Source organism: Clavibacter nebraskensis NCPPB 2581 (assembly GCF_000355695.1).
Lineage (GTDB): Bacteria > Actinomycetota > Actinomycetes > Actinomycetales > Microbacteriaceae > Clavibacter > Clavibacter nebraskensis.
Genome location: NC_020891.1, coordinates 2037426 through 2059492, shown reverse-complemented (window position 1 = coordinate 2059492; position 22067 = coordinate 2037426). Strand labels below are relative to the sequence as shown.

Sequence of the window (22067 nt, the reverse complement as noted above, 5' to 3'; positions counted from 1 at the left end):
GTCCTGGTGGTGGCGCTCATGGGTGGAACATTGACATTGATGCCGGCTGATGTGTCGGGCTGCTAGTACGCCTCCTTGTGGGGTGGGAACGCGGTCTGGTGTGTCGAGGGCATGTTGCACGCTGTTGGGTCCTGAGGGACCGGGCCGCACCTTCGGGTGTGTCTGGTTTCTTGTCGGACCCTTTCCGTCGTCCTTTCGTGGATGGTGGTGGGGTACCGCCCGTATATTGAGAACTACACAGTGGACGCGAGCATCTTAGATTCACCGGTTTTCCGGTGGATCACAAAGATCTATTTATAGATCATTGGTCAATTCTGTCTCCTCTAGGGGAGGCGAAACGATTCAATCTCATGTGATTTCAAGATTCTAAGAGCAAACGGTGGATGCCTTGGCATCTGGAGCCGAAGAAGGACGTATAAATCTGCGATAAGCCTCGGGGAGCTGATAATAGAGCTGTGATCCGAGGATCTCCGAATGGGGAAACCCCGCCAGGCCCTTTGGGTGACCTGGTGACTCCCGCCTGAATATATAGGGCGGGTAGAGGGAACGTGGGGAAGTGAAACATCTCAGTACCCACAGGAAGAGAAAGCAAAAGCGATTCCGTTAGTAGTGGCGAGCGAAACCGGAAGAGGCCAAACCGATCATGTGTGATATCCGGTAGGAGTTGCATGGTCGGGGTTGCGGGACTTTCCGTACAGTTCTACCGAGCTGTGAGGGCAATGAGCGCGATATAGACGAATGGTCTTGAAAGGCCAGTCATAGAGGGTGCGAACCCCGTAGTCGAAATGTCGTCGCCTGTCCGGAGAGTATCCCAAGTAGCACGGGGCCCGAGAAATCCCGTGTGAATCTGTCAGGACCACCTGATAAGCCTAAATACTCCCAGATGACCGATAGCGGACAAGTACCGTGAGGGAAAGGTGAAAAGTACCCCGGGAGGGGAGTGAAATAGTACCTGAAACCGTTTGCTTACAAACCGTTGGAGCACCCTTGTTGGTGTGACAGCGTGCCTTTTGAAGAATGAGCCTGCGAGTTAGTGATATGTGGCGAGGTTAACCCGTGAGGGGCAGCCGTAGCGAAAGCGAGTCTTAATAGGGCGTATGAGTCGCATGTTCTAGACCCGAAGCGAAGTGATCTATCCATGGCCAGGTTGAAGCGACGGTAAGACGTCGTGGAGGACCGAACCCACTTCAGTTGAAAATGGAGGGGATGAGCTGTGGATAGGGGTGAAAGGCCAATCAAACTTCGTGATAGCTGGTTCTCTCCGAAATGCATTTAGGTGCAGCGTTGCGTGTTTCTTGCCGGAGGTAGAGCTACTGGATGGACGATGGGCCCCAAAAGGTTACTGACTTCAGCCAAACTCCGAATGCCGGTAAGTGAGAGCGCAGCAGTGAGACGGTGGGGGATAAGCTTCATCGTCGAGAGGGAAACAACCCAGACCACCATCTAAGGTCCCTAAGCGCGTGCTAAGTGGGAAAGGATGTGGAGTTGCATAGACAACCAGGAGGTTGGCTTAGAAGCAGCCACCCTTGAAAGAGTGCGTAATAGCTCACTGGTCAAGTGATTCCGCGCCGACAATGTAACGGGGCTCAAGCACGCCACCGAAGTTGTGGCATTTATATTATAGGCAGGCCTTCGTGGTCCAGCCGTATGGATGGGTAGGAGAGCGTCGTGTGGCCAGCGAAGCGGCGGTGTGAACCAGCCGTGGAGGCCACACGAGTGAGAATGCAGGCATGAGTAGCGAAAGACGGGTGAGAAACCCGTCCTCCGAAAGACCAAGGGTTCCAGGGCCAGGCTAATCCGCCCTGGGTAAGTCGGGACCTAAGGCGAGGCCGACAGGCGTAGTCGATGGACAACGGGTTGATATTCCCGTACCGATGAAGAACCGCCCAAGACAAGCCAGTAATGCTAAGTGTCTGAATCCTTGATTCGATCCCTTCGGGGTGACGGTCTTGGCCTAGCACACGACCCTACGCTGGGGCGTTTAGCGTATTAACAGGTGTGACGCAGGAAGGTAGCTGAGCCGGGCGATGGTTGTCCCGGTCTAAGGATGTAGGGCAGAAGATAGGCAAATCCGTCTTCTATGTAGCCTGAGACCCGATGGGTAGTCCTCACGGACGAAATCAGTGATCCTATGCTGCCGAGAAAAGCATCGACGCGAGGTTCCAATCGCCCGTACCCCAAACCGACTCAGGTGGTCAGGTAGAGAATACTAAGGAGATCGAGAGAATCGTGGTTAAGGAACTCGGCAAAATGCCCCCGTAACTTCGGGAGAAGGGGGGCCTGAGGCGTGTAGGGATTTACTCCTGAAGCGTTTGAAGGCCGCAGAGACCAGTGGGAAGCGACTGTTTACTAAAAACACAGGTCCGTGCTAAGTCGCAAGACGATGTATACGGACTGACGCCTGCCCGGTGCTGGAAGGTTAAGAGGAACGGTTAGCACGTAAGTGCGAAGCTGAGAATTTAAGCCCCAGTAAACGGCGGTGGTAACTATAACCATCCTAAGGTAGCGAAATTCCTTGTCGGGTAAGTTCCGACCTGCACGAATGGCGTAACGACTTCCCAGCTGTCTCAACCGCGAACTCGGCGAAATTGCACTACGAGTAAAGATGCTCGTTACGCGCAGCAGGACGGAAAGACCCCGTGACCTTTACTACAGCTTGGTATTGGTGTTCGGTGTGGCTTGTGTAGGATAGGTGGGAGACTGTGAAGCTCGGACGCTAGTTCGGGTGGAGTCATTGTTGAAATACCACTCTGGTCACTCTGGATATCTAACTTCGAACCGTAATCCGGTTCAGGGACAGTGCCTGGTGGGTAGTTTAACTGGGGCGGTTGCCTCCTAAAGAGTAACGGAGGCGCCCAAAGGTTCCCTCAACCTGGTTGGTAATCAGGTGTCGAGTGTAAGTGCACAAGGGAGCTTGACTGTGAGACTGACAAGTCGAGCAGGGACGAAAGTCGGGACTAGTGATCCGGCAGTGGCTTGTGGAAGCGCTGTCGCTCAACGGATAAAAGGTACCTCGGGGATAACAGGCTGATCTTGCCCAAGAGTCCATATCGACGGCATGGTTTGGCACCTCGATGTCGGCTCGTCGCATCCTGGGGCTGGAGTAGGTCCCAAGGGTTGGGCTGTTCGCCCATTAAAGCGGTACGCGAGCTGGGTTTAGAACGTCGTGAGACAGTTCGGTCCCTATCCGCTGCGCGCGTAGGAAATTTGAGAAGATCTATCCCTAGTACGAGAGGACCGGGATGGACGAACCTCTGGTGTGTCAGTTGTTCCGCCAGGAGCACCGCTGATTAGCTACGTTCGGAACGGATAACCGCTGAAAGCATCTAAGCGGGAAGCCGGCTTCGAGATGAGATTTCCATCCCTTTCAGGGTGAAGGCTCCCGGCTAGACTACCGGGTTGATAGGCAGGATGTGGAAGCGAGGACTAAAGACTCGTGGAGCTGACCTGTACTAATAAGCCGATATCTTGAAAACACTTTGCTTGCGTCCACTATGTGGTTCCCGATATACGGTCGGGTACTAATTGAACAACCAGATTGACTGGTCGATTCATCACAGATTTCATGCCCCTTGAGGGGTGTGTGTGAGGTGTTTCGGCGGCCATAGCGAGAGGGAAACGCCCGGTCACATTCCGAACCCGGAAGCTAAGACTTTCAGCGCCGATGGTACTGCAGGGGGGACCCTGTGGGAGAGTAGGACACCGCCGGACTTAACTTGAGAATGATCGGGGAGGCCCGTCGCACATCGTGCGGCGGGCCTTTCCGCGTCGACGGCCGATGCGCCGAGGTCTTCTGGGCATGGCGTCGACAGGCATGGTTCTCACCGGCCCGGGCATTCGTGCCGCGCGATCGGTCGTGCGGCCTGGCGCACGACGCCCGCTCTCGTGGACACCCGCGCTCTCGTGGCCACCCGCGCTCTCGTGGCCACCCGCGCTCTCCTGGCCACGCGCGCGCTCGGGACGATCGTCGGAGGGACGCCGACTGCTCGAATCCCGTGGTCACGGCGGGGTCGTGAGAATCCGGGTGCCCGTGCATCTCGCTCGGGCCTCCGGCCTCCGTCCGCGCGCGGGCGCGGTGGCACCGGTTAGCCTGGTAGCTGACTTCCGCAACACCCACAACACCACAGACATCATCTGGCCGTCAGGGCCGACAGGAGCACAGTGAGCGACTCATCCGATCGAGACAGCCGGCCCGAGGGCCAGGACCGCGGATCGTCGCACTCGCCGCGGGGCCGGGATGGTGCGAAGCCGCCGTACGAGCGTGGGTCCTCCGGTGCTCCACGTGGCCCGCGCGACGGCGGTCGTGCGTCGGGTGGTCGTGGCGCGGGCGGTGACCGGCCCGCGCGTGAGGGCGAGCGCAAGCCGTGGTCGCGGGATGGCGGTCCGGGTGCGGCTCGACCGTCGCGAGACGGGGAGCGCAAGCCGTGGTCGAAGGACGGTGGCGGGGCTGCTCGTCCGCAGCGTGATGGGGAGCGCAAGCCCTGGTCGCGCGATGGCGCTCCGGGTGCGGCTCGACCGTCGCGAGACGGGGAGCGCAAGCCGTGGTCGAAGGACGGTGGCGGGGCTGCTCGTCCGCAGCGTGATGGGGAGCGCAAGCCCTGGTCTCGTGATGGCGGTCCGGGTGCGTCTCGTCCGGCTCGTGATGGCGAGCGCAAGCCGTGGTCGAAGGGAGGTGGCCGCGATGCAGGCGGGCGGGATGCCGGTCGAGGCGGCGCGCGGCCGCCGCGGGACGGCGACAAGCTCTGGACCCGGGACGGTCGACCCGCGCGGAACGATCGCGACGCGCCTCGCTACGAGGAGGCCCTGACCGAGGAGCAGCTGCGCGCGCGTGAGCTGCGTTCCGTGCGTCCGCGTCACGAGGATCCGGAGATCCCCGAGGACGTCAAGCCGGGGGACCTCGACCGCGTCGCCCGCAACGAGCTGAAGACGCTGAGCAAGGACAACGCCGAGGGCGTCGCGCAGCACCTGGTCATGGCAGCCCGTCTGATCGAGGAGGACCCGGAGCTCGCGCACCGGCACGCCACCTCAGCGGCACGCCGCGCGGGTCGCATCGCCGTGGTCCGGGAGTCCCTCGCCATCACGGCCTACGCCGTCGGCGACTACGCCCTGGCGCTGCGGGAGCTGCGGACCTACCGGCGCATCTCCGGGAAGAACGACCAGCTCGCCCTCATGGTCGACAGCGAGCGGGGCCAGGGGCGCCCGGACAAGGCGCTGGAGCTGGGGCGTTCGGTGCCCAAGGAGACGCTGCCGGCGGCGGACCAGGTCGCGCTCGCGATCGCGATGTCGGGCGCCCGGCTCGACCTGGGGCAGACGGACGCGGCCCTCGACGAGCTGTCCATCGCGCAGCTGAACCGGGATGTCGCGTACTCGTACAGCGCCGACCTGTTCCACGCCTACGCGGAGGTGCTCGAGGAGCTCGGTCGTTCCGACGAGGCGGAGGCCTGGCGTCAGCGCGCCGACGCGGCCGAGGCGGCGTTCGCGGATCCGGACGAGGGCTGGGACGACATGGTCGAGGTCGTCGAGGAGGAGCTGGACGTCGAGGACGGCGGTGGCGACAGGTCCCTGGAGCACGACGATCCCGACGCGGACGGCGCGCCGGTCCCGCCGAGCGAGGAGGGGGACAGCGCGGAGATCGCGATCGACGTCGACGACGAGCTCCAGGCCGACGGGAACGGTGGCGCCGACGACGCGGACGCGGGCGTTGTCGCGGACGCGACCGAGGCCGAGGAGGCGGACCGCGATGTTCGCTAGGGCAGCGAAGGGGAGCGCCCCGCTGGACGGCGTCGACGTGATCCTCGCGGACCTCGACGGCGTCGTGTACGCCGGGCCCGACAGCATCCCGCACGCCGTCGACGCGCTGAACCGCGCGGCCGACGACGGGATCCGCCTGGGCTACATCACCAACAACGCCTCGCGCACCGACGCGTCCGTGGCCGAGCACCTGAGCTCGCTCGGGCTGACGGTCGCGCCCGACGACGTCGTGACGTCGCCGCAGGCCGCGCTGCGCCTGCTCGCGGACCGCGTGCCCGCGGGATCCACGGTGCTGGTCGTCGGCGGCGAGGGGCTCGTCCACGAGCTCGAGAAGGCCGGCTACGTCGTCACGCGCTCGACGGAGGACGAGCCGGCGGCGGTCGTGCAGGGCTTCGCGCCGGAGGTGGGCTGGACCCAGCTGGCCGAGGCCGCGTTCGCGCTGGCCGACCCGGACGTGGTGTGGGTCGCGACCAACACCGACTGGACCATCCCCGTCGCGCGCGGCATCGCGCCCGGCAACGGCACGCTCGTCTCCGCGGTGCACACGGCGGTCGGGCGCCTGCCCGTCGTCGCGGGCAAGCCGGAGACGCCGATCTTCGACGTGGCGCGCGAGCGCTTCGGCGCCCAGCGGCCCGTGTTCCTCGGCGACCGGCTCGACACCGACATCCTCGGCGCCACGCGCGCCGGGATGGCGTCCGTCCACGTGCTCACCGGCATCGACCGGGCGAAGCAGCTCCTCGCCGCCGAGGAGGACCAACGGCCGACCTTCATCCTCGAGCACCTCGGGCAGCTGCACGAGCCGTACCCCGAGACCCGATTCTCGCAGGAGGGCCGCGTCGCCACGGTCGGCAGGTCGTCCGTGCGCATCGCGGGCGACCGCGTCGAGGTCGTGAAGGACGGCGGATCCACGATCGACACGCTCCGCGCCGCCTGCGCCGTCATCTGGAACTCGGGCCGGCCGATCTACGGGCTCGACGTGCAGGAGTCCCTCTACGTCGCGGCCGGTGCCGCCGACGCGGGCCGGGCGTAGCGTGACGCCGTGAGCGACGAGCCCGAGGACCGCGACGAGCACGACGACCGCGATGTCGCCGAGGAGCTGGTCTCCCGGCTCCAGCTGATCGAGGAGCAGCCGCTCGGCGACCGCGCGGCCGCCTTCGCGCTGCTGCACGACGAGCTGCGGACGCGGCTCGAGGGCGGCGACGGGGCCGCGGCGCGTGGCTGACCCGGGCGACGGATCCGACGCCGCGCCCGGCGAGGCGCTCGGCGGCGACCTGCGGCTCGACGCCGCCCTGCCGGCCCTCGGCCTCGCGCGCTCACGCACGCACGCCGCGCGGCTCATCGCCGACGGGCTCGTCACGGTCGACGGGCGCGGGGTCATCAAGGCGTCGTCCCGCGTCATGCCGGGATCCGTCGTCGAGGTCGCCGGGACCGACGCCTACGTGAGCCGCGGCGCCCACAAGCTCATCGGGGCGCTCGACGCCTTCCCGGAGGTCGTGGTCGCGGGGCGCCTGGCGCTCGACGTCGGCGCGTCCACCGGCGGGTTCACGCAGGTGCTGCTCGAGCGGGGCGCCCGGCGCGTCGTGGCGCTCGACGTGGGTCACGGGCAGCTGGATCCGCTCATCCGCGAGGATCCGCGCGTCGACGTCGTCGAGGGGTTCAACGTGCGCGACCTGACGCCGGAGTCGCTCGCCGGCGTCACCCCCGACGACCTCGCGGGGGAGCGGCCCGCGCTCGTGGTCGGCGACCTCTCCTTCATCTCGCTGGGCCTCGTGCTGCCCGCGATCGCGAGCACGGCAGCGGACGGGGCGGATGTCGTGCTGCTGATCAAGCCGCAGTTCGAGGTGGGCCGCACGGGGATCCGGGAGGGCATCGTGCACGATCCCGGCCTCCGCGACGACGCCGTCATGCGCGTGCTCTGGGCCGCCTGGGACCTGGGGCTCGGCACGGCCGGCCTCGTCTCCTCCCCGATCGTCGGCGGGGCCGGGAACCACGAGTACCTCGCCTGGTTCAGCGGTCGCGCGGGCGGCAATCCGACACAATGGAGATCGACGTCGAACGAGATCACAGGAGCGTGAGCGAAGTGGCTGGACCCGTGAGGCACATCCTGGTCGTGTCCCACACGGGACGGCGCGACTCCATCGACGCGGCGCTCAGCGTGTGCGCGCAGCTGGCCGAGGCCGACGTGCACCTCGTGCTCACGGCCGACGAGAAGGCCGACATCCTGCACTTCGCCCCTGAGATGCAGGGCGTCGCCGTGCTCGGGGAGGACGTGCAGACGGCCGATCTCGAGATCGTGATCGTCCTCGGCGGGGACGGCACGATCCTGCGCTCGGCCGAGATCGTGCGCGGCACGTCGGTGCCGCTGCTGGGCGTCAACCTCGGGCACGTCGGGTTCCTCGCCGAGAGCGAGCGGGAGGACCTCACGGCCACGGTGCGCCGCGTGCTCGACCGTGACTACACCGTCGAGGAGCGCATGACGCTCGACGTCACGCTCAAGGTCGGCGCCGACATCGTCTACCGCACCTGGGCGCTGAACGAGGCGACCGTCGAGAAGGCCAGCCGCGAGCGCATGCTCGAGGTCGTCGTCGAGATCGACGGCCGTCCGCTCGCGTCCTACGGCTGCGACGGCATGGTCGTCTCGACGCCCACGGGATCCACCGCGTACGCGTTCTCGGCCGGCGGCCCCATCGTGTGGCCGAGCCTCGAGGCCATGCTCGTGGTGCCGCTCAGCCCGCACACGCTCTTTGCCCGCTCGCTCGTCGTGGGCCCGGAGTCCACGGTCGCCGTCGAGGTGCTCAGCCGCACGTCCGGATCCGGTGTGCTGTGGTGCGACGGACGCCGCACGCGCGACATGCCGCCCGGCGCGCGCGTCGAGACCCGCCGGTCTGCCATCCCCGTGCGCCTCGCGCGCCTCAAGCAGTCGCCGTTCACCGACCGCCTCGTGAACAAGTTCGAGCTGCCGGTCACCGGCTGGAGGGGGCCGGTCGACCGTGATTGAGGAGATCACCATCCGCGACCTCGGGGTGATCGGCCAGGCCACGCTGCCGCTCGGGCCCGGCTTCACGGCCGTCACGGGCGAGACCGGCGCGGGCAAGACCATGGTCGTCACCGCCCTCGGGCTGCTGCTCGGCGCGCGCGCCGACTCGGGCGCCGTGCGGCAGGGGAGCGAGCGCGCGGTCGTCGAGGGACGCTGGATCATCGCGGCCGACGGGCCCGTGCCCGAGCGCGTGCGCGACGCCGGGGGAGACGTCGACCCGTTCGGGGACGGCTCGCGAGGCGAGCTCATCGTCACGCGCCAGCTCTCGTCCGAGGGCCGCAGCCGCGCGTCGGTCGGCGGCCGCGGTGCGCCGGCGGCGCTGCTCACGGAGATCGGCGAGCAGCTCGTCGTGGTGCACGGGCAGTCCGACCAGATGCGGCTGCGGTCGTCCACCGCGCAGCGGCAGGCCCTCGACCGGTTCGCCGGATCCGCGCTCGCGCCCGTCCTCGGCGAGTACCAGGAGGTGTTCCGCCGCTGGCATTCCGCCCGCGCCGAGCTCGACCGCCTCGTCACCGAGCAGGACGCCCGCACGCGCGAGGCCGAGGAGCTGCGCGCGGCCATCGACGCGATCGAGGCCGTCGCGCCCCAGCCCGGCGAGGACGAGGAGCTGCGCGAGCGCATCGACCGCCTCACGAACCTGGAGGACCTGCGGGCCGCCGCGTCGGCCGCCCACGAGCTCATGTCGTCCGAGGACGCGTCCGGCGAGATGGCCGACGCCGCCTCCGTGCTCGACACCGCGCACCGCCGCCTCGACCGGGTAGCCGCGCACGATCCGGGGCTCGCCGAGATCATCGAGTCGCTCGACAGCGCGCGGATCCTCGTGGCGGAGATCGCCGTGCAGCTCTCCGGCTACCTCGCGGGGCTCGACGCCGACGGCGCCCGGGAGCTCGAGACGCTGCAGGACCGCCGCGCCGAGCTCGCCGCCCTCACGCGCGCGCACGGCCCCACGGTCGAGGACGCGCTCGCCTTCCTCGACACCGGCAGCGCGCGCCTGCTCGAGCTCGACGGCGACACCGACCGGATCGACCTGCTGCGCGTCGAGGTCGAGCGCGACGAGCGGCTCGTCGGCGAGCTGGCCGCGCGCGTCACGGCGGTGCGCGAGGAGGCCGGCGCGCGGCTCGCCGCGGCCGTCACGACCGAGCTCGGCGCCCTGGCCATGGCCGACGCGTCGCTCGACGTGCGGGTCAGCCAGCGGGAGGAGCCCGCGCTGTCGGGCGCCGACCGGGTCGAGATCCTGCTGCGCCCGCATGCCGGCGCCGAGGCGCGCCCGCTCGGACGCGGGGCGTCCGGCGGCGAGCTGTCGCGCGTGATGCTCGCCATCGAGGTCGTGGTGGCCGGCGACGACCCCGTGCCCACGTTCGTGTTCGACGAGGTCGACGCGGGCGTCGGCGGCGCGGCCGCGATCGAGATCGGGCGGCGGCTGGCCCGGCTCGCGGAGCGCGCGCAGGTCATCGTCGTCACCCACCTCGCGCAGGTCGCCGCGTTCTCGACCAACCACCTCCGCGTGGTGAAGGGCGGCGACGGGCAGGTCACCGCGTCGAGCGTCACGCAGCTCGAGGGCGACGCGCGGATCCAGGAGATGGCGCGCCTGCTCTCCGGCCTGCCGGACAGCGAGAGCGGCCTGGCGCACGCGCGCGAGCTCGTGGAGACCGCGGCCTCGCTGCGCTGAGCCGACGACCCGCGGTCGGCGCGGCGCGGCGTGGCTGTCGCGACGCCCCGAATCCCACGTAGGATGGAAGCCCGTGGCGGACATCATCTCAGCGGACACAGACCCGAGCTCTACGGACAGCAGCACCAGCACGACAGGCACGGCGAAGACGACCAGGCACATCTTCGTGACCGGCGGCGTCGTCTCCTCCCTCGGCAAGGGCCTCACGGCAGCCAGCCTCGGCAACCTCCTCACGGCGCGCGGCGTGCGCGTCGTCATGCAGAAGCTCGATCCCTACCTCAACGTGGATCCGGGCACCATGAACCCCTTCCAGCACGGCGAGGTCTTCGTGACCGACGACGGCGCGGAGACCGACCTCGACATCGGGCACTACGAGCGCTTCCTCGACATCGAGCTGGACCAGGCGGCGAACGTGACCACCGGCCAGATCTACTCGGAGGTCATCGCGAAGGAGCGCCGCGGTGAGTACCTCGGCGACACCGTGCAGGTCATCCCGCACATCACCGACGAGATCAAGCGCCGCATGCGCCTGCAGTCCTCGGACGAGCCGCAGCCCGACGTGATCATCACCGAGATCGGCGGCACGGTCGGCGACATCGAGAGCCAGCCGTTCATCGAGGCGGCACGCCAGGTGCGCCACGAGCTCGGCCGGAACAACGTCTTCTTCGTGCACGTCTCGCTCGTGCCGTACATGGGCGCGTCGGGCGAGCAGAAGACCAAGCCCACGCAGCACTCCGTGGCGGCGCTGCGCTCCATCGGGATCCAGCCGGACGCGCTCGTGCTCCGCAGCGACCGGCCCGTCTCCGACTCGAACAAGAAGAAGATCGCGCTCATGTGCGACGTCGACGAGCAGGCCGTCGTGAACGCGGTCGACGTGCCGAGCATCTACGACATCCCCGAGATGCTGCACGGGCAGGGCCTCGACAGCTACATCATCGACCACCTGGGGCTGCCGGCCGCGGACGCCGTGGACTGGTCCGGCTGGAGCGACCTGCTCGACGCCGTGCACGACCCGAAGCACGAGGTCACGGTGGGCCTCGTCGGCAAGTACATCGACCTGCCCGACGCTTACCTCTCGGTCACCGAGGCGCTGCGGGCTGGCGGGTTCGCCCACTCGGCGCGCGTGAAGCTGCGCTGGGTCGCGTCCGACGAGTGCGAGACGCCCGAGGGTGCCGCGAAGAAGCTGGGCGACCTCGACGCGCTGTGCGTGCCGGGCGGGTTCGGGATCCGCGGCATCGAGGGCAAGCTCGGCGCGCTGAAGTTCGCGCGCGACAACAAGATCCCCGTGCTCGGCCTCTGCCTCGGCCTTCAGTGCATGGTGATCGAGTACGCGCGCAACGAGGCCGACCTCCCGGGCGCCTCCTCCAGCGAGTTCGACCCCGACAGCGCGTTCCCCGTCGTCGCGACGATGGCCGAGCAGGTCGACATCATCGCGGGCGGCGACCTGGGCGGCACCATGCGCCTCGGCCTCTACGAGGCGGCGCTCGCGCCCGGCTCGCTCGCCGCGGAGCTGTACGGCGCGCCCGTGTCGCACGAGCGCCACCGCCACCGCTACGAGGTCAACAACCAGTACCGGGAGCGGATCCAGGACGCCGGCCTCGTGTTCTCCGGCACCTCGCCCGACGGCACGCTCGTCGAGTACGTGGAGCTGCCGCGTGAGGTGCACCCGTTCTACATCGGGACGCAGGCGCACCCGGAGCTCCGGTCGCGCCCGAACCGCGCGCACCCGCTGTTCGCCGGCCTGATCCGCGCCGCGCTCGACCGCCAGGCGGCCAGCACGCTGTTCGTCGAGGACGACGCCGAGGCGGTCGCGTGACCGACCTGCGCGACGACCCGGTCTCGTACGACGTCACGTCGAGCGAGAAGGTGTTCCAGGGCAAGATCTGGGACATCCGCCGCGAGACGTTCCGGTACGGCGACGGCGAGATCACGCGCGAGTTCGTCGACCACACGGGCGCTGTCGCGGTGCTCGCGATCGACGACGAGGACCGCGTGCTCCTCATCAAGCAGTACCGGCACCCCGTGCGCATGCGCGAATGGGAGATCCCGGCCGGGCTCCTCGACATCACCGGCGAGCCGCCGCTCGAGGCCGTGCAGCGCGAGCTCGCGGAGGAGGCCGACCTGGTCGCCGCCGAGTGGAGCGTGCTGGCGGAGTACTACACGACGCCCGGCGGCAGCGACGAGGCGATCCGCGTCTACCTCGCGCGCGGCCTGACCCCCACGGCGGAGGCGTTCGCGCGCACCGACGAGGAGGCCGACATCGAGGTGCGCTGGGTGGACTTCGACGAGGTCGTCACCGCGGTGCTCGAGCGGCGGATCCAGAACCCGTCGACCGTGATCGCGGTGCTGCAGGCGCACATCGCGCGCTCGCGCGGTTGGGCGACGCTCGGCCCCGCCGACGCGCCCTGGCCGCGGCACCCGAAGCTGCGCGACGGCGGAGGCGCGTCCGCCTCGTGACCGACGCGGCCGACGGACCCGGGGGAGCGGCGCCCGACGCCGCCCCCGAGGTCCCGGTCGCGCTGCGGCGCGCCGTCGACCGCTGGCTCCGGCACGTCGAGGTGGAGCGGGGCCTGTCCCGCAACACGATCCAGGCGTACCGCCGCGACCTCGCGCGCTACGCGGCGCACCTCGCGGCCGAGGGCGTCGTGGATCCGGCCGGCGCCCGCCCCGCGCACGTCGCCGGCTTCGCGCAGCGCGTCCGCGACCCCGAGCACGGAGGCCTCACGGCGTCGTCGCTCGCGCGCATGCTCTCCAGCGTCCGGAGCTTCCACCGGTTCCTCGTGGAGGAGGGCATCGTCGACGTCGACGTGTCCGCCGAGCAGAAGCCGCCCAAGCTGCCGAGCCGCCTGCCGAAGGCCGTCTCCATCGAGACGATGGGACGGATCCTCGACGCGACCGACGGCGACGAGCCGCTCCGCGTGCGCGACAAGGCCCTGCTCGAGCTGCTGTACGCGACGGGCGCGCGCGTGAGCGAGATCACGGCGCTCACGGTCGACGACGTGCTCGGCCCCGACGGCGCCGCCGCCGAGATCGTGCGCGTGCTCGGCAAGGGCGGCAAGCAGCGCATCGTGCCCGTGGGGTCGTTCGCGCGCCGGGCCGTCGACGCCTACCTCGTGCGCGTCCGCCCGATCCTCGCGGCCCGCGGCACCGCGACGCCCGCGCTCTTCCTGGGCCTGCGCGGCCACGCGCTCTCCCGGCAGAACGCATGGCTCGTGATCAAGGCCGCCGCCGAGCGCGCGGGCGTCACGGAGGAGATGTCGCCGCACACCTTCCGGCACTCGTTCGCGACGCACCTCATCGCGGGCGGCGCCGACGTGCGCGTGGTGCAGGAGCTGCTCGGCCACTCGTCCGTGGCGACCACGCAGATCTACACGCGCGTGACCGTCGACACCCTGCGCGACGTCTACACGACCGCGCACCCGCGTGCCCGCCGGGCGTGAGCGACCCTCCCGGGTAGACTCGCAGGATCCGGCGGGATCCCGCGTCGGACGAGCGGCAGAGAGAGATCCACGTGACGCGCAAGCCAGATGTGACCGAGCTCCCGGGAATGGACGTCCCCGTGCTCGGACCCACCGGTCGGGAACTGCGCGAGTTCGCCGAGCCCGAGCCCCTCCAGGGCCACGGACCGGCCAAGATCATCTCCCTCTGCAACCAGAAGGGCGGCGTCGGCAAGACGACCACCGCCATCAACCTCGGCGCCTCGCTCGCGAGCTACGGCCGCCGCGTGCTGGCCGTCGACTTCGACCCGCAGGGCGCGCTGTCGGCGGGCCTCGGCGTGCAGACGCACGACGCCGTCACCATCTACGACCTCCTGCTCGGCACCGTGAAGGACCCGCGCGAGGCCATCCAGACCACGGGCTTCGAGGGCCTCGACGTCATCCCCGCCAACATCGACCTCTCGGCCGCGGAGGTGCACCTCGTCAACGAGGTCGCCCGCGAGCAGATCCTCGCCAGCGTGCTGCGCAAGGTGAGCGCCGACTACGACGTCATCCTCATCGACTGCCAGCCGTCGCTCGGCCTCCTCACCGTCAACGCCCTCACGGCGAGCCACGGCGTGCTCATCCCGCTCGAGTGCGAGTTCTTCGCCCTCCGCGGCGTCGCGCTGCTCGTCGAGACGATCGAGAAGGTCAAGGACCGGCTGAACCCGGGGCTCGCGCTCGACGGGATCCTCGCGACCATGTACGACTCGCGCACGCTGCACTCGCGCGAGGTGCTCCAGCGCGTGGTCGAGGCGTTCGACGACAGCGTGCTCGAGACCGTGATCGGCCGCACCGTGAAGTTCCCGGACGCGTCGGTGGCGGGCAAGCCCATCATCCAGTTCGCGCCCGAGCACCCGGCCGCGCTCGCGTACCGCAAGGTGGCGCGGGAGCTCGTCGCGCGTGGCGCCGTCGCGTAGGGGCGCACCCCTGGCCGAGCCGGAGCTCGCGGCCGACGCCTCCGTCGTCCGGGCGGATCCGGAGCGCGCCTTCCGCGTCAGCATCGGCAACTTCGAGGGCCCGTTCGACCTGCTGCTGTCGCTCATCGGCAGCCACGAGATGGACATCACCGAGGTGAGCCTCAGCCTCGTGACTAACGAGTTCATCGCGCACATCCGCGGGCTCGACGGGCCGGAGGACCTCGACGAGGCGAGCTCGTTCCTCGTGGTCGCCGCGACGCTGCTCGACCTCAAGCTCGTGGGGCTCCTGCCGCAGGGCGAGCTCGTGGACGCCGAGGACGTGGCGCTGCTCGAGGCGCGCGACCTGCTCTTCGCCCGGCTGCTGCAGTACCGCGCGTTCAAGCAGGCGGCCAGCTGGTTCCAGGAGCGGCTGGCCGCGGAGTCCGGCCGCGCGTTCCGCGACGTGCCGCTCGAGGAGCGGTTCCGCGCGCAGGTGCCCGAGCTCGTCTGGACCACGTCGCCCGCCGACCTCGCGGCCATCGCGCTGCTCGCGCTCGCGCCGCGCGAGATCCCGACCGTGGGGCTCGATCACCTGCACGCGCCGCTCGTGAGCATCCGCGAGCAGGCCGCCGTCGTCGTCGCGCGGCTGCGGAGCGGCGTGCCGGTGACGTTCCGGGATCTCGTCGCGGACGCGGGGCTCACGGGCGTCGTCATCGCGCGCTTCCTCGCGGTGCTCGAGCTGTACCGGGTCGCCGCGATCGAGTTCGACCAGCCGGAGGCGCTCGGGGAGCTCACGCTCACGTGGACCGCCGAGAGCTGGACCGACGACACCCTCGCGAGTCTGGGGGCGGGCTATGGCAGCTGAGCCGGTGGATCCCGCAGACGGCACCGTCGCCGAGCCGGCGGACGCCGACGCCCCGATCGACCTCGACCGAGCGCTCGAGGCGCTGCTCATGGTCGCCGACGAGCCGCAGAGCGTGACGACCCTCGCGACGGCCACCTCCACGCCCGTGAAGGAGGTGCGCCGCGCGATCCAGCGGCTCGTCGACGACTTCGACGGGCGGACCGGGGGAGTGCGCCGCGGCTTCGAGCTGCGCGAGGTCGGCGGCGGCTGGCGCGTGTACGTGCGGCCCGAGTACGACACCGTGATCCGCGACCACGTGCTCACGCAGAACCCCACGCGCCTCTCGCAGGCGGCCCTCGAGACGCTCGCGGTGATCGCGTACAAGCAGCCGATCAGCCGCAGCCAGGTCGCCGCGATCCGCGCCGTGAACGTCGACTCGGTGGTGCGGACGCTGCTCGCACGGGGGCTCGTGACCGAGGCCTTCACCGACGGCGAGACCGGCGCGATCCATTACGGTACGACAGACCACCTGCTCACGCAGCTCGGCATCAACTCGCTCGACGAGCTCCCCCCGATCTCCCCGTTGCTCCCCGACGGGGCGGAAGGCTTCCATGACCCCCTCCTCTGACCATGCCTGGCAGCCCCACTCGAATGCACAGGCGGACGAGCCGGTGCAGGGCGTCCGCCTGCAGAAGGTGATGGCCGCCGCCGGCGTCGCCAGCCGCCGGGTCTGCGAGGACATGATCGCCGCGGGCCGCGTCACCGTGAACGGCGAGGTCGTCACCGAGCCCGGCCGCCGGATCGCCCCCGACGTCGACGAGGTCGCGGTCGACGACCAGGCCGTGCAGCTCGACACCTCCAAGCGCTACCTCATGCTCAACAAGCCCGTCGGCATCTACTCCTCGCTGCGCGACGAGCGCGGGCGCCCCGACCTCCGCGAGTTCACGGAGGAGTTCGAGGAGCGCCTGTTCAACGTCGGCCGCCTCGACGCGGAGACGAGCGGGCTGCTGATCCTCACGAACGACGGCGACCTGGCGCACGTGCTCGCGCACCCGTCCTTCGGCGTGCTGAAGACGTACATCGCGAAGGTCACGGGCCGGGTCACGCCGCAGACGATCCAGCGCCTCACGCAGGGCGTGGACCTCGAGGACGGGCCGATCCAGGCGGACCGCGCGCGCATCCTCTCGGGCGGCGGCGACCAGACGCTCGTGGAGATCACGCTGCACTCGGGCCGCAACCGCATCGTGCGCCGCATGCTCGACGAGGTCGGCCACCCGGTGGAGGAGCTGGTGCGCCGCCAGTTCGGGCCGCTGCACCTCGGATCCCTCGGGGTCGGCCGCGTGCGCGACCTCACCTCCGACGAGCTCGGCCAGCTCCTCACCATCTCGCGCGAGGCCCGCGCGCAGGCCGGACCCGCGACGCCGCAGGGCGCGAGCGCGGACGCCGAGGCGCAGGGGGACGTGGACCGCGAGGACGGCGAGTGAGCGAGGCCGCGGGCGCGGCCGCCGCCACCGACACGCGCGTGCAGGGGACCGTCCGCATCGTCGGCACGGGCCTCCTCGGCACGAGCATCGCGCTCGGGCTGCGGGCGCGCGGCGTCGACGTGGTGCTGGCCGACGCGTCGCCGACCACGCTCCGCCTCGCGGCCGACATGGGCGCGGGCCGCATCGCCGACATCTCGCCGACGCCCGACCGGCCGTCGCTCGTCATCGTCTGCGTCCCGCCGGACGTGACCGCGCGCGTGGTCGCCGCCGAGCTCGCCGCGCACCCGGACGCGCTCGTCACCGACGTCGCGAGCGTGAAGGCCGCGCCGCTCGCGGAGCTCGCCGCGATGGGCGCCGACCTCTCCCGCTACCTCGGCTCCCACCCGCTCGCCGGGCGCGAGCGCGGCGGCCCCGTCTCCGCGACGGGCGACCTCTTCCTCGGCCGGCCCTGGGTCATCGCGGGCCACGACGGCATCACGTACGCCGCGGGCGCGCCCGTCGAGCAGCTGATCCTCGACCTCGGCGCGGTGCCGATCGAGATGACGGCGGACGAGCACGACGCCTCCGTGGCGCTCGTCTCGCACGTGCCGCAGGTCGTCGCGAGCCTCCTGGCGTCGCGGCTCGCCGACGGCGACGCGGCGGCGCTCGGCCTCTCCGGGCAGGGCCTCCGCGACACGACGCGCATCGCGTCGAGCGACGCCGCGCTGTGGGTGCAGATCCTCGGCGCGAACGCCTCCCGCATCGTGCCGATCCTCAAGGCCCTCCGCACCGACCTCGACGAGGTGATCGACGCGCTCGACGACGTCGACGCGCAGGGGGCCCGGCTGCGGGTGGCCGAGCGGATCCACGCGGGCAACGCCGGCGTCGCGCGCATCCCCGGCAAGCACGGCCAGGACCGCCGCTTCGCCGCCGTGACCGTGATGATCGACGACCGCCCCGGCCAGCTGGCCGCGCTGATCTCCGACGTCGGCGCCGCCGACGTCAGCATCGAGGACCTGCGCCTCGAGCACTCCCAGGGCGCGCAGGTGGGTCTCGTGGAGATCGCCGTGCTGCCCGAGGCCCGCGACCGCCTGGTCGCGCGGCTCGACGAACGTGACTGGAGGATCGCCGGATGACCGGAGACGCTGTGAACGCACCCGACCCCGTGGAGAGGGATCCCCTCGAGGACGCCCTGCTGGTCGACGCCACGCTCAACCGCACGGTCGTCGCCGTCGACGGCCCCGCAGGCAGCGGCAAGTCGAGCGTGAGCCGCGCCGCCGCGCGCGCCCTCGGCTTCGACTACCAGGACACGGGCGCCGCCTACCGCGCGCTCAGCTGGTTCGCGCTGGAGAGCGGCGTCGACACCGAGGATCCCGCGACCGTCACGAGCCTCATCGAGGGCTTCGACTACGACATCGCGATCGACCCGTCCGAGACCCGGGTCTCCGTTCGCGGCACCGACGTCACCGAGGCGATCCGCGAGCCCCGCGTCTCCGCCGTCGTGAGCCGCGTGGCCCGCGTGCCCGAGGTGCGGCACTACATGGTGGAGCTGTTCCGGTCGCTCATGGCGTCGAGCGACAAGCCCGGCATCGTGGTCGAGGGCCGCGACATCACGACGGTCGTCGCGCCCGACGCCCAGGTCCGCATTCTGCTGACGGCCTCCCCGGAAGCTAGGATGAGCAGGCGTTCCGCGGAGACGTCGACCCAGTCGGCAGCCGCGGTCGGCGAATCACTCGCCTCCCGGGATCGGGCCGACTCGCAGGTCGTCGATTTCATGAACGCCGCAGATGGTGTGACCACCATCGACTCCACGGACATCGACTTCGACCAGACCGTCCAGGCGGTGGTCGATCTCGTTCACGCACGAACAGATTGAGGCGCGGCCCGGCGACGGGCCGACACGCCAGAGGACAACATGGCTGATCACGACGACGACTTCCCCGAGCTCGACAGCGGGCTCCACGAGCGCCTGTCGAGCATCGACGAGGAGCTCGCGGCCCAGCGCGCGCAGACGCTCCGCGCCGGGCTCGAGGACTACGACCTGGACGACGAGGACCTCGAGGTCCTCGAGGCCGCGACGGACGACCCCGACCAGGTCACGTACCTGCCGGCGCTGCCCGTGCTCGCGGTCGTCGGCCGCCCGAACGTCGGCAAGTCGGCGCTCATCAACCGCATCCTCGGTCGCCGCGAGGCCGTCGTCGAGGACACCCCCGGCGTCACGCGCGACCGCGTCTCCTACAAGGCCGAGTACGGCGGACGCTGGTTCACGCTCGTCGACACCGGCGGCTGGGAGCCCGACGCGAAGGGCATCAACGCGTCCGTGGCCATGCAGGCCGAGATCGCGATGGACCTCGCCGACGCCGTGCTCTTCGTCGTCGACGCGAACGTGGGCGCCACGAGCACGGACGAGCACGTCGTCCGCCTGCTCCGCAAGACCAAGAAAACGGTGATCCTCGCGGCCAACAAGGTCGACGACGCGCGCCAGGAGCCGAACGCCGCCTCGCTGTGGTCGCTCGGCCTCGGCGAGCCGCACCCCGTCTCCGCGCTGCACGGCCGCGGCGTCGCGGATCTCCTCGACCTCGTGCTGAAGACCCTGCCGCTCGTCTCCAAGGTCGCCAAGGAGGAGGTCGGCGGACCCCGCCGCGTCGCCATCCTCGGCCGCCCGAACGTCGGCAAGTCGAGCCTGCTCAACAAGGCCGCGGGCGAGGAGCGCGTGGTCGTCAACGAGCTCGCCGGCACCACGCGCGACCCGGTCGACGAGCAGGTGGAGATCGCCGGCAAGGTGTGGCGCTTCGTCGACACCGCCGGCATCCGCCGCCGCATGCACCTCGCCCAGGGCGCCGACTTCTACGCGTCGCTGCGCACGAGCGCGGCGCTGGAGAAGGCGGAGGTCGCGGTCGTCATGATCGACGTCTCCGAGGTCATCAGCGAGCAGGACATCCGCATCATCGAGCTGGTGCTCGAGTCGGGCCGCGCGCTCGTGCTGGCGTTCAACAAGTGGGACCTCCTCGACGACGAGCGCCGCCGCTACCTCGAGCGCGAGATCGAGACCGACCTCGCGCACGTGTCGTGGGCGCCGCGCGTCAACATCTCCGCCCGCACCGGCCGCCACATGGAGAAGCTCGTGCCGGCGCTCGAGACGGCGCTGGAGTCGTGGGACACCCGCATCGCGACGGGCAAGTTCAACGCGTTCCTCGCCGAGCTCACCGCGGCGCACCCGCACCCCGTGCGCGGCGGCAAGCAGCCGCGCATCCTGTTCGGCACGCAGGCCTCCAGCCGTCCGCCGACATTCGTGCTCTTCACGACCGGGTACCTCGACCCGCAGTACCGTCGCTACATCCAGCGCCGCCTGCGCGAGATCTACGGCTTCGAGGGCAGCCCGATCATCGTCAACATGCGCGTGCGGGAGAAGCGGAAGCGCTAGCTGGCTTCTGCGGGCCTCGGCTCGCAGCACGACGGACGGCGTCGATCCCTCGCGGGGTCGGCGCCGTCCGTCGTCCCCCGGGCGCGGATCACGTGTACCAGGTCGGCTCCGGGATCTCGCCGAGCAGCACGTGCCGGCCGACCTCGCGGCGCTTGTAGGCGATCGGGTCGTGGAGGCTGTGCGTGCGGAGGTTCCGCCAGAAGACGTCGAGCCCGACCTTGGACGCGGTCGCGCGCGCACCGGTCAGCTCGAACACGCGCGTGCCGACCTCGAGCCCGTCCTCCACGATGCGCGCCTTGGCCGCCGCGACCCGGACGGCGATCTCGCCGCGCTTCCGCTCGGTGAGCTTCTCGCGCGGCGCGTGCAGCACGGCGCTGATCTCCGCGCCCACCCGATCCAGCAGCGCCTCCGACGCCCAGAGCTTCGACTGCAGCTGCCCGTAGCCCTCGAGCACGTACCACTCGTCGGTCGCGCGCTCCTTGTCGTCGCCGCCGTACGGCCAGGCGCGCGTGGTGCTGCGCGTGTACGCGGCGGCCGTCGTGAGCGCGCCCTCGGCGATGCCCTGGTAGAAGTTCGCGAACACCAGCTGGATCGCGGGGACGTTGAGCGTGCCGTAGACCAGCGGCTGGAAGACCTTGTCGACGAACCCGGCCGCGTCGGTCCACGGCACCCGCACGTCGCGGATCTCCACCGAGCCCGACTCCGTGAGCCGCTGCCCGAGGCTGTCCCAGTCGTGCCCGAAGACGATGCCCGGCTGGTCCGTCGGCACGATCGCGAACACGTGCGTGTCGGTGCCCTCGAGGACGCCCTCGAGCACCGTGAGGTCGGAGACGACTCCGCCCGTGCTGAAGGACTTCCGTCCGGAGAAGATCAGGTCGTCGCCGTCCTCGCGGATGACGAGGTCGGAGTCGCGCGGGTTCACGGCGCCGCCGAAGAGGAGGTTCCCGGTCGTGGCGAGCTCCTCCACGGCCGCGATCTGCGCGTCCGTGCCGACGAGCCGCGCCGCCCACGCCCAGAGGTAGTGGTAGCCGAGGAGCTGGCCGATGGATCCGTCCCCGCGGGCGACCGCGCGGATCACCTTGTACGCGGTGTCCCACGTCTGCCCGCCGCCGCCGTGCTCCGCGGGCCCGAGCAGCGTGACGAGGCCGGCGTGCTTGAGGAGCGCGACCTCCTGGTGCGGGCTCGCGCCGGCGCGATCGCGCTCGACCTGGTCGACGGCGAGGATGTCGGCGACCTCGCGGGCGCGGGCGATCCACGCGGCCGGTGTCGTGGGACGGGGTGCGCCCTTCCAGCGGTCGACGGGCGCGTCGCCGAGGGGAGCGGGGCGCGGGCGGTCGGCGGTCGCGTTCGCGTTCGCGTTCGCGTTCGCGGTGCCGGGGGCGGGCGCGGGGGAGCCGGATGCGGGTCGGGGCTCGCGGTCGATCAGGGTCATGTCCTGTCCTCTCGTGAAGGGGCGCGACCGGTGCCGCGCCTCGCGGTGGGGCAACGGTAGGGGCGGGCCAGC

The 22067-nt window shown here is 69.9% G+C and carries 17 protein-coding genes and 2 rRNA genes; 18 read left to right on the top strand and 1 reads right to left on the bottom strand.

Annotated elements, in window-relative coordinates; translation table 11 throughout:
* The first annotated feature begins 356 nt into the window (after positions 1 to 356).
* The 18 genes from CMN_RS09665 to der all read left to right on the top strand — a co-directional run bounded on the left by CMN_RS09665 (position 357) and on the right by der (position 20563).
* Positions 357 to 3476: ribosomal RNA gene (locus tag CMN_RS09665) — 23S ribosomal RNA — on the top strand.
* Positions 3477 to 3594: 118 nt separating this feature from the next.
* A 5S ribosomal RNA gene (rrf, locus tag CMN_RS09660) occupies positions 3595 to 3711 on the top strand.
* Between the two features lie 1131 nt (positions 3712 to 4842).
* On the top strand, positions 4843 to 5751 hold the full coding sequence (locus CMN_RS09650) for a tetratricopeptide repeat protein (RefSeq protein WP_015490628.1): 909 nt from the start codon (positions 4843 to 4845) through the stop codon (positions 5749 to 5751).
* Entirely contained in the window at positions 5741 to 6781 is a 1041-nt protein-coding gene (locus CMN_RS09645) for an HAD-IIA family hydrolase (protein ID WP_015490627.1), read from the top strand. The genes CMN_RS09650 and CMN_RS09645 overlap by 11 nt, the downstream gene beginning before the upstream one ends.
* A gap of 9 nt (positions 6782 to 6790) precedes the next feature.
* Positions 6791 to 6973, top strand: coding sequence for a hypothetical protein (locus tag CMN_RS09640; protein ID WP_015490626.1), 183 nt, complete (start codon positions 6791 to 6793; stop codon positions 6971 to 6973).
* Positions 6966 to 7826, top strand: a complete 861-nt coding sequence (locus CMN_RS09635; protein WP_015490625.1) for a TlyA family RNA methyltransferase — start codon at positions 6966 to 6968, stop codon at positions 7824 to 7826. Before CMN_RS09640 ends, CMN_RS09635 begins: the two co-directional genes overlap by 8 nt.
* On the top strand, positions 7790 to 8749 hold the full coding sequence (locus tag CMN_RS09630; protein ID WP_045929227.1) for an NAD kinase: 960 nt from the start codon (positions 7790 to 7792) through the stop codon (positions 8747 to 8749). The genes CMN_RS09635 and CMN_RS09630 overlap by 37 nt, the downstream gene beginning before the upstream one ends.
* On the top strand, positions 8742 to 10457 hold the full coding sequence (recN, locus tag CMN_RS09625) for a DNA repair protein RecN (protein ID WP_015490623.1): 1716 nt from the start codon (positions 8742 to 8744) through the stop codon (positions 10455 to 10457). Before CMN_RS09630 ends, recN begins: the two co-directional genes overlap by 8 nt.
* A 73-nt stretch (positions 10458 to 10530) precedes the next feature.
* Positions 10531 to 12273 carry a CTP synthase gene (gene pyrG, locus CMN_RS09620; protein WP_015490622.1) on the top strand — a complete coding sequence of 581 codons (1743 nt, stop codon included), beginning with the start codon at positions 10531 to 10533 and terminating at the stop codon, positions 12271 to 12273.
* Positions 12270 to 12914: an NUDIX domain-containing protein gene (locus CMN_RS09615; RefSeq protein WP_041465273.1), complete on the top strand. Its 645-nt coding sequence runs from the start codon at positions 12270 to 12272 to the stop codon at positions 12912 to 12914. Before pyrG ends, CMN_RS09615 begins: the two co-directional genes overlap by 4 nt.
* Positions 12911 to 13897, top strand: a complete 987-nt coding sequence (locus tag CMN_RS09610) for a site-specific tyrosine recombinase XerD (protein WP_015490620.1) — start codon at positions 12911 to 12913, stop codon at positions 13895 to 13897. The genes CMN_RS09615 and CMN_RS09610 overlap by 4 nt, the downstream gene beginning before the upstream one ends.
* 107 nt (positions 13898 to 14004) lie before the next feature.
* Entirely contained in the window at positions 14005 to 14853 is an 849-nt protein-coding gene (locus tag CMN_RS09605; protein WP_374058281.1) for a ParA family protein, read from the top strand.
* A complete protein-coding gene (locus tag CMN_RS09600) occupies positions 14837 to 15697 on the top strand; it encodes a segregation and condensation protein A (protein ID WP_015490618.1) in 861 nt (286 codons plus the stop codon). Before CMN_RS09605 ends, CMN_RS09600 begins: the two co-directional genes overlap by 17 nt.
* On the top strand, positions 15687 to 16304 hold the full coding sequence (gene scpB, locus CMN_RS09595; RefSeq protein WP_015490617.1) for an SMC-Scp complex subunit ScpB: 618 nt from the start codon (positions 15687 to 15689) through the stop codon (positions 16302 to 16304). The genes CMN_RS09600 and scpB overlap by 11 nt, the downstream gene beginning before the upstream one ends.
* Complete coding sequence (locus CMN_RS09590; RefSeq protein ID WP_015490616.1) at positions 16288 to 17160, top strand: pseudouridine synthase; 873 nt, start codon at positions 16288 to 16290, stop codon at positions 17158 to 17160. Before scpB ends, CMN_RS09590 begins: the two co-directional genes overlap by 17 nt.
* Positions 17157 to 18275, top strand: a complete 1119-nt coding sequence (locus CMN_RS09585; RefSeq protein ID WP_015490615.1) for a prephenate dehydrogenase — start codon at positions 17157 to 17159, stop codon at positions 18273 to 18275. The genes CMN_RS09590 and CMN_RS09585 overlap by 4 nt, the downstream gene beginning before the upstream one ends.
* Positions 18272 to 19015 (top strand): (d)CMP kinase, encoded by a 744-nt coding sequence (cmk, locus tag CMN_RS09580; RefSeq protein WP_015490614.1) that lies wholly within the window; start codon positions 18272 to 18274, stop codon positions 19013 to 19015. The genes CMN_RS09585 and cmk overlap by 4 nt, the downstream gene beginning before the upstream one ends.
* A gap of 39 nt (positions 19016 to 19054) precedes the next feature.
* Entirely contained in the window at positions 19055 to 20563 is a 1509-nt protein-coding gene (gene der / locus CMN_RS09575) for a ribosome biogenesis GTPase Der (RefSeq protein WP_015490613.1), read from the top strand.
* 88 nt (positions 20564 to 20651) lie between these two features.
* Here the strand turns inward: der and CMN_RS09570 are convergent, their stop codons facing one another.
* Entirely contained in the window at positions 20652 to 21995 is a 1344-nt protein-coding gene (locus CMN_RS09570) for an acyl-CoA dehydrogenase family protein (RefSeq protein WP_015490612.1), read from the bottom strand.
* Positions 21996 to 22067: the final 72 nt, after the last annotated feature.

Bases quoted from the DNA above. Each gene is read 5' to 3' on its own strand.
- CMN_RS09645 (WP_015490627.1), top strand. From the start codon at position 5,741: ATGTTCGCTAGGGCAGCGAAGGGGAGCGCCCCGCTGGACGGCGTCGAC.
- CMN_RS09630 (WP_045929227.1), top strand. From the start codon at position 7,790: ATGGAGATCGACGTCGAACGAGATCACAGGAGCGTGAGCGAAGTGGCT.
- CMN_RS09605 (WP_374058281.1), top strand. From the start codon at position 14,005: ATGGACGTCCCCGTGCTCGGACCCACCGGTCGGGAACTGCGCGAGTTC.
- scpB (WP_015490617.1), top strand. From the start codon at position 15,687: ATGGCAGCTGAGCCGGTGGATCCCGCAGACGGCACCGTCGCCGAGCCG.
- CMN_RS09590 (WP_015490616.1), top strand. From the start codon at position 16,288: ATGACCCCCTCCTCTGACCATGCCTGGCAGCCCCACTCGAATGCACAG.
- cmk (WP_015490614.1), top strand. From the start codon at position 18,272: ATGACCGGAGACGCTGTGAACGCACCCGACCCCGTGGAGAGGGATCCC.
- der (WP_015490613.1), top strand. From the start codon at position 19,055: ATGGCTGATCACGACGACGACTTCCCCGAGCTCGACAGCGGGCTCCAC.
- CMN_RS09570 (WP_015490612.1), bottom strand. From the start codon at position 21,995: ATGACCCTGATCGACCGCGAGCCCCGACCCGCATCCGGCTCCCCCGCG.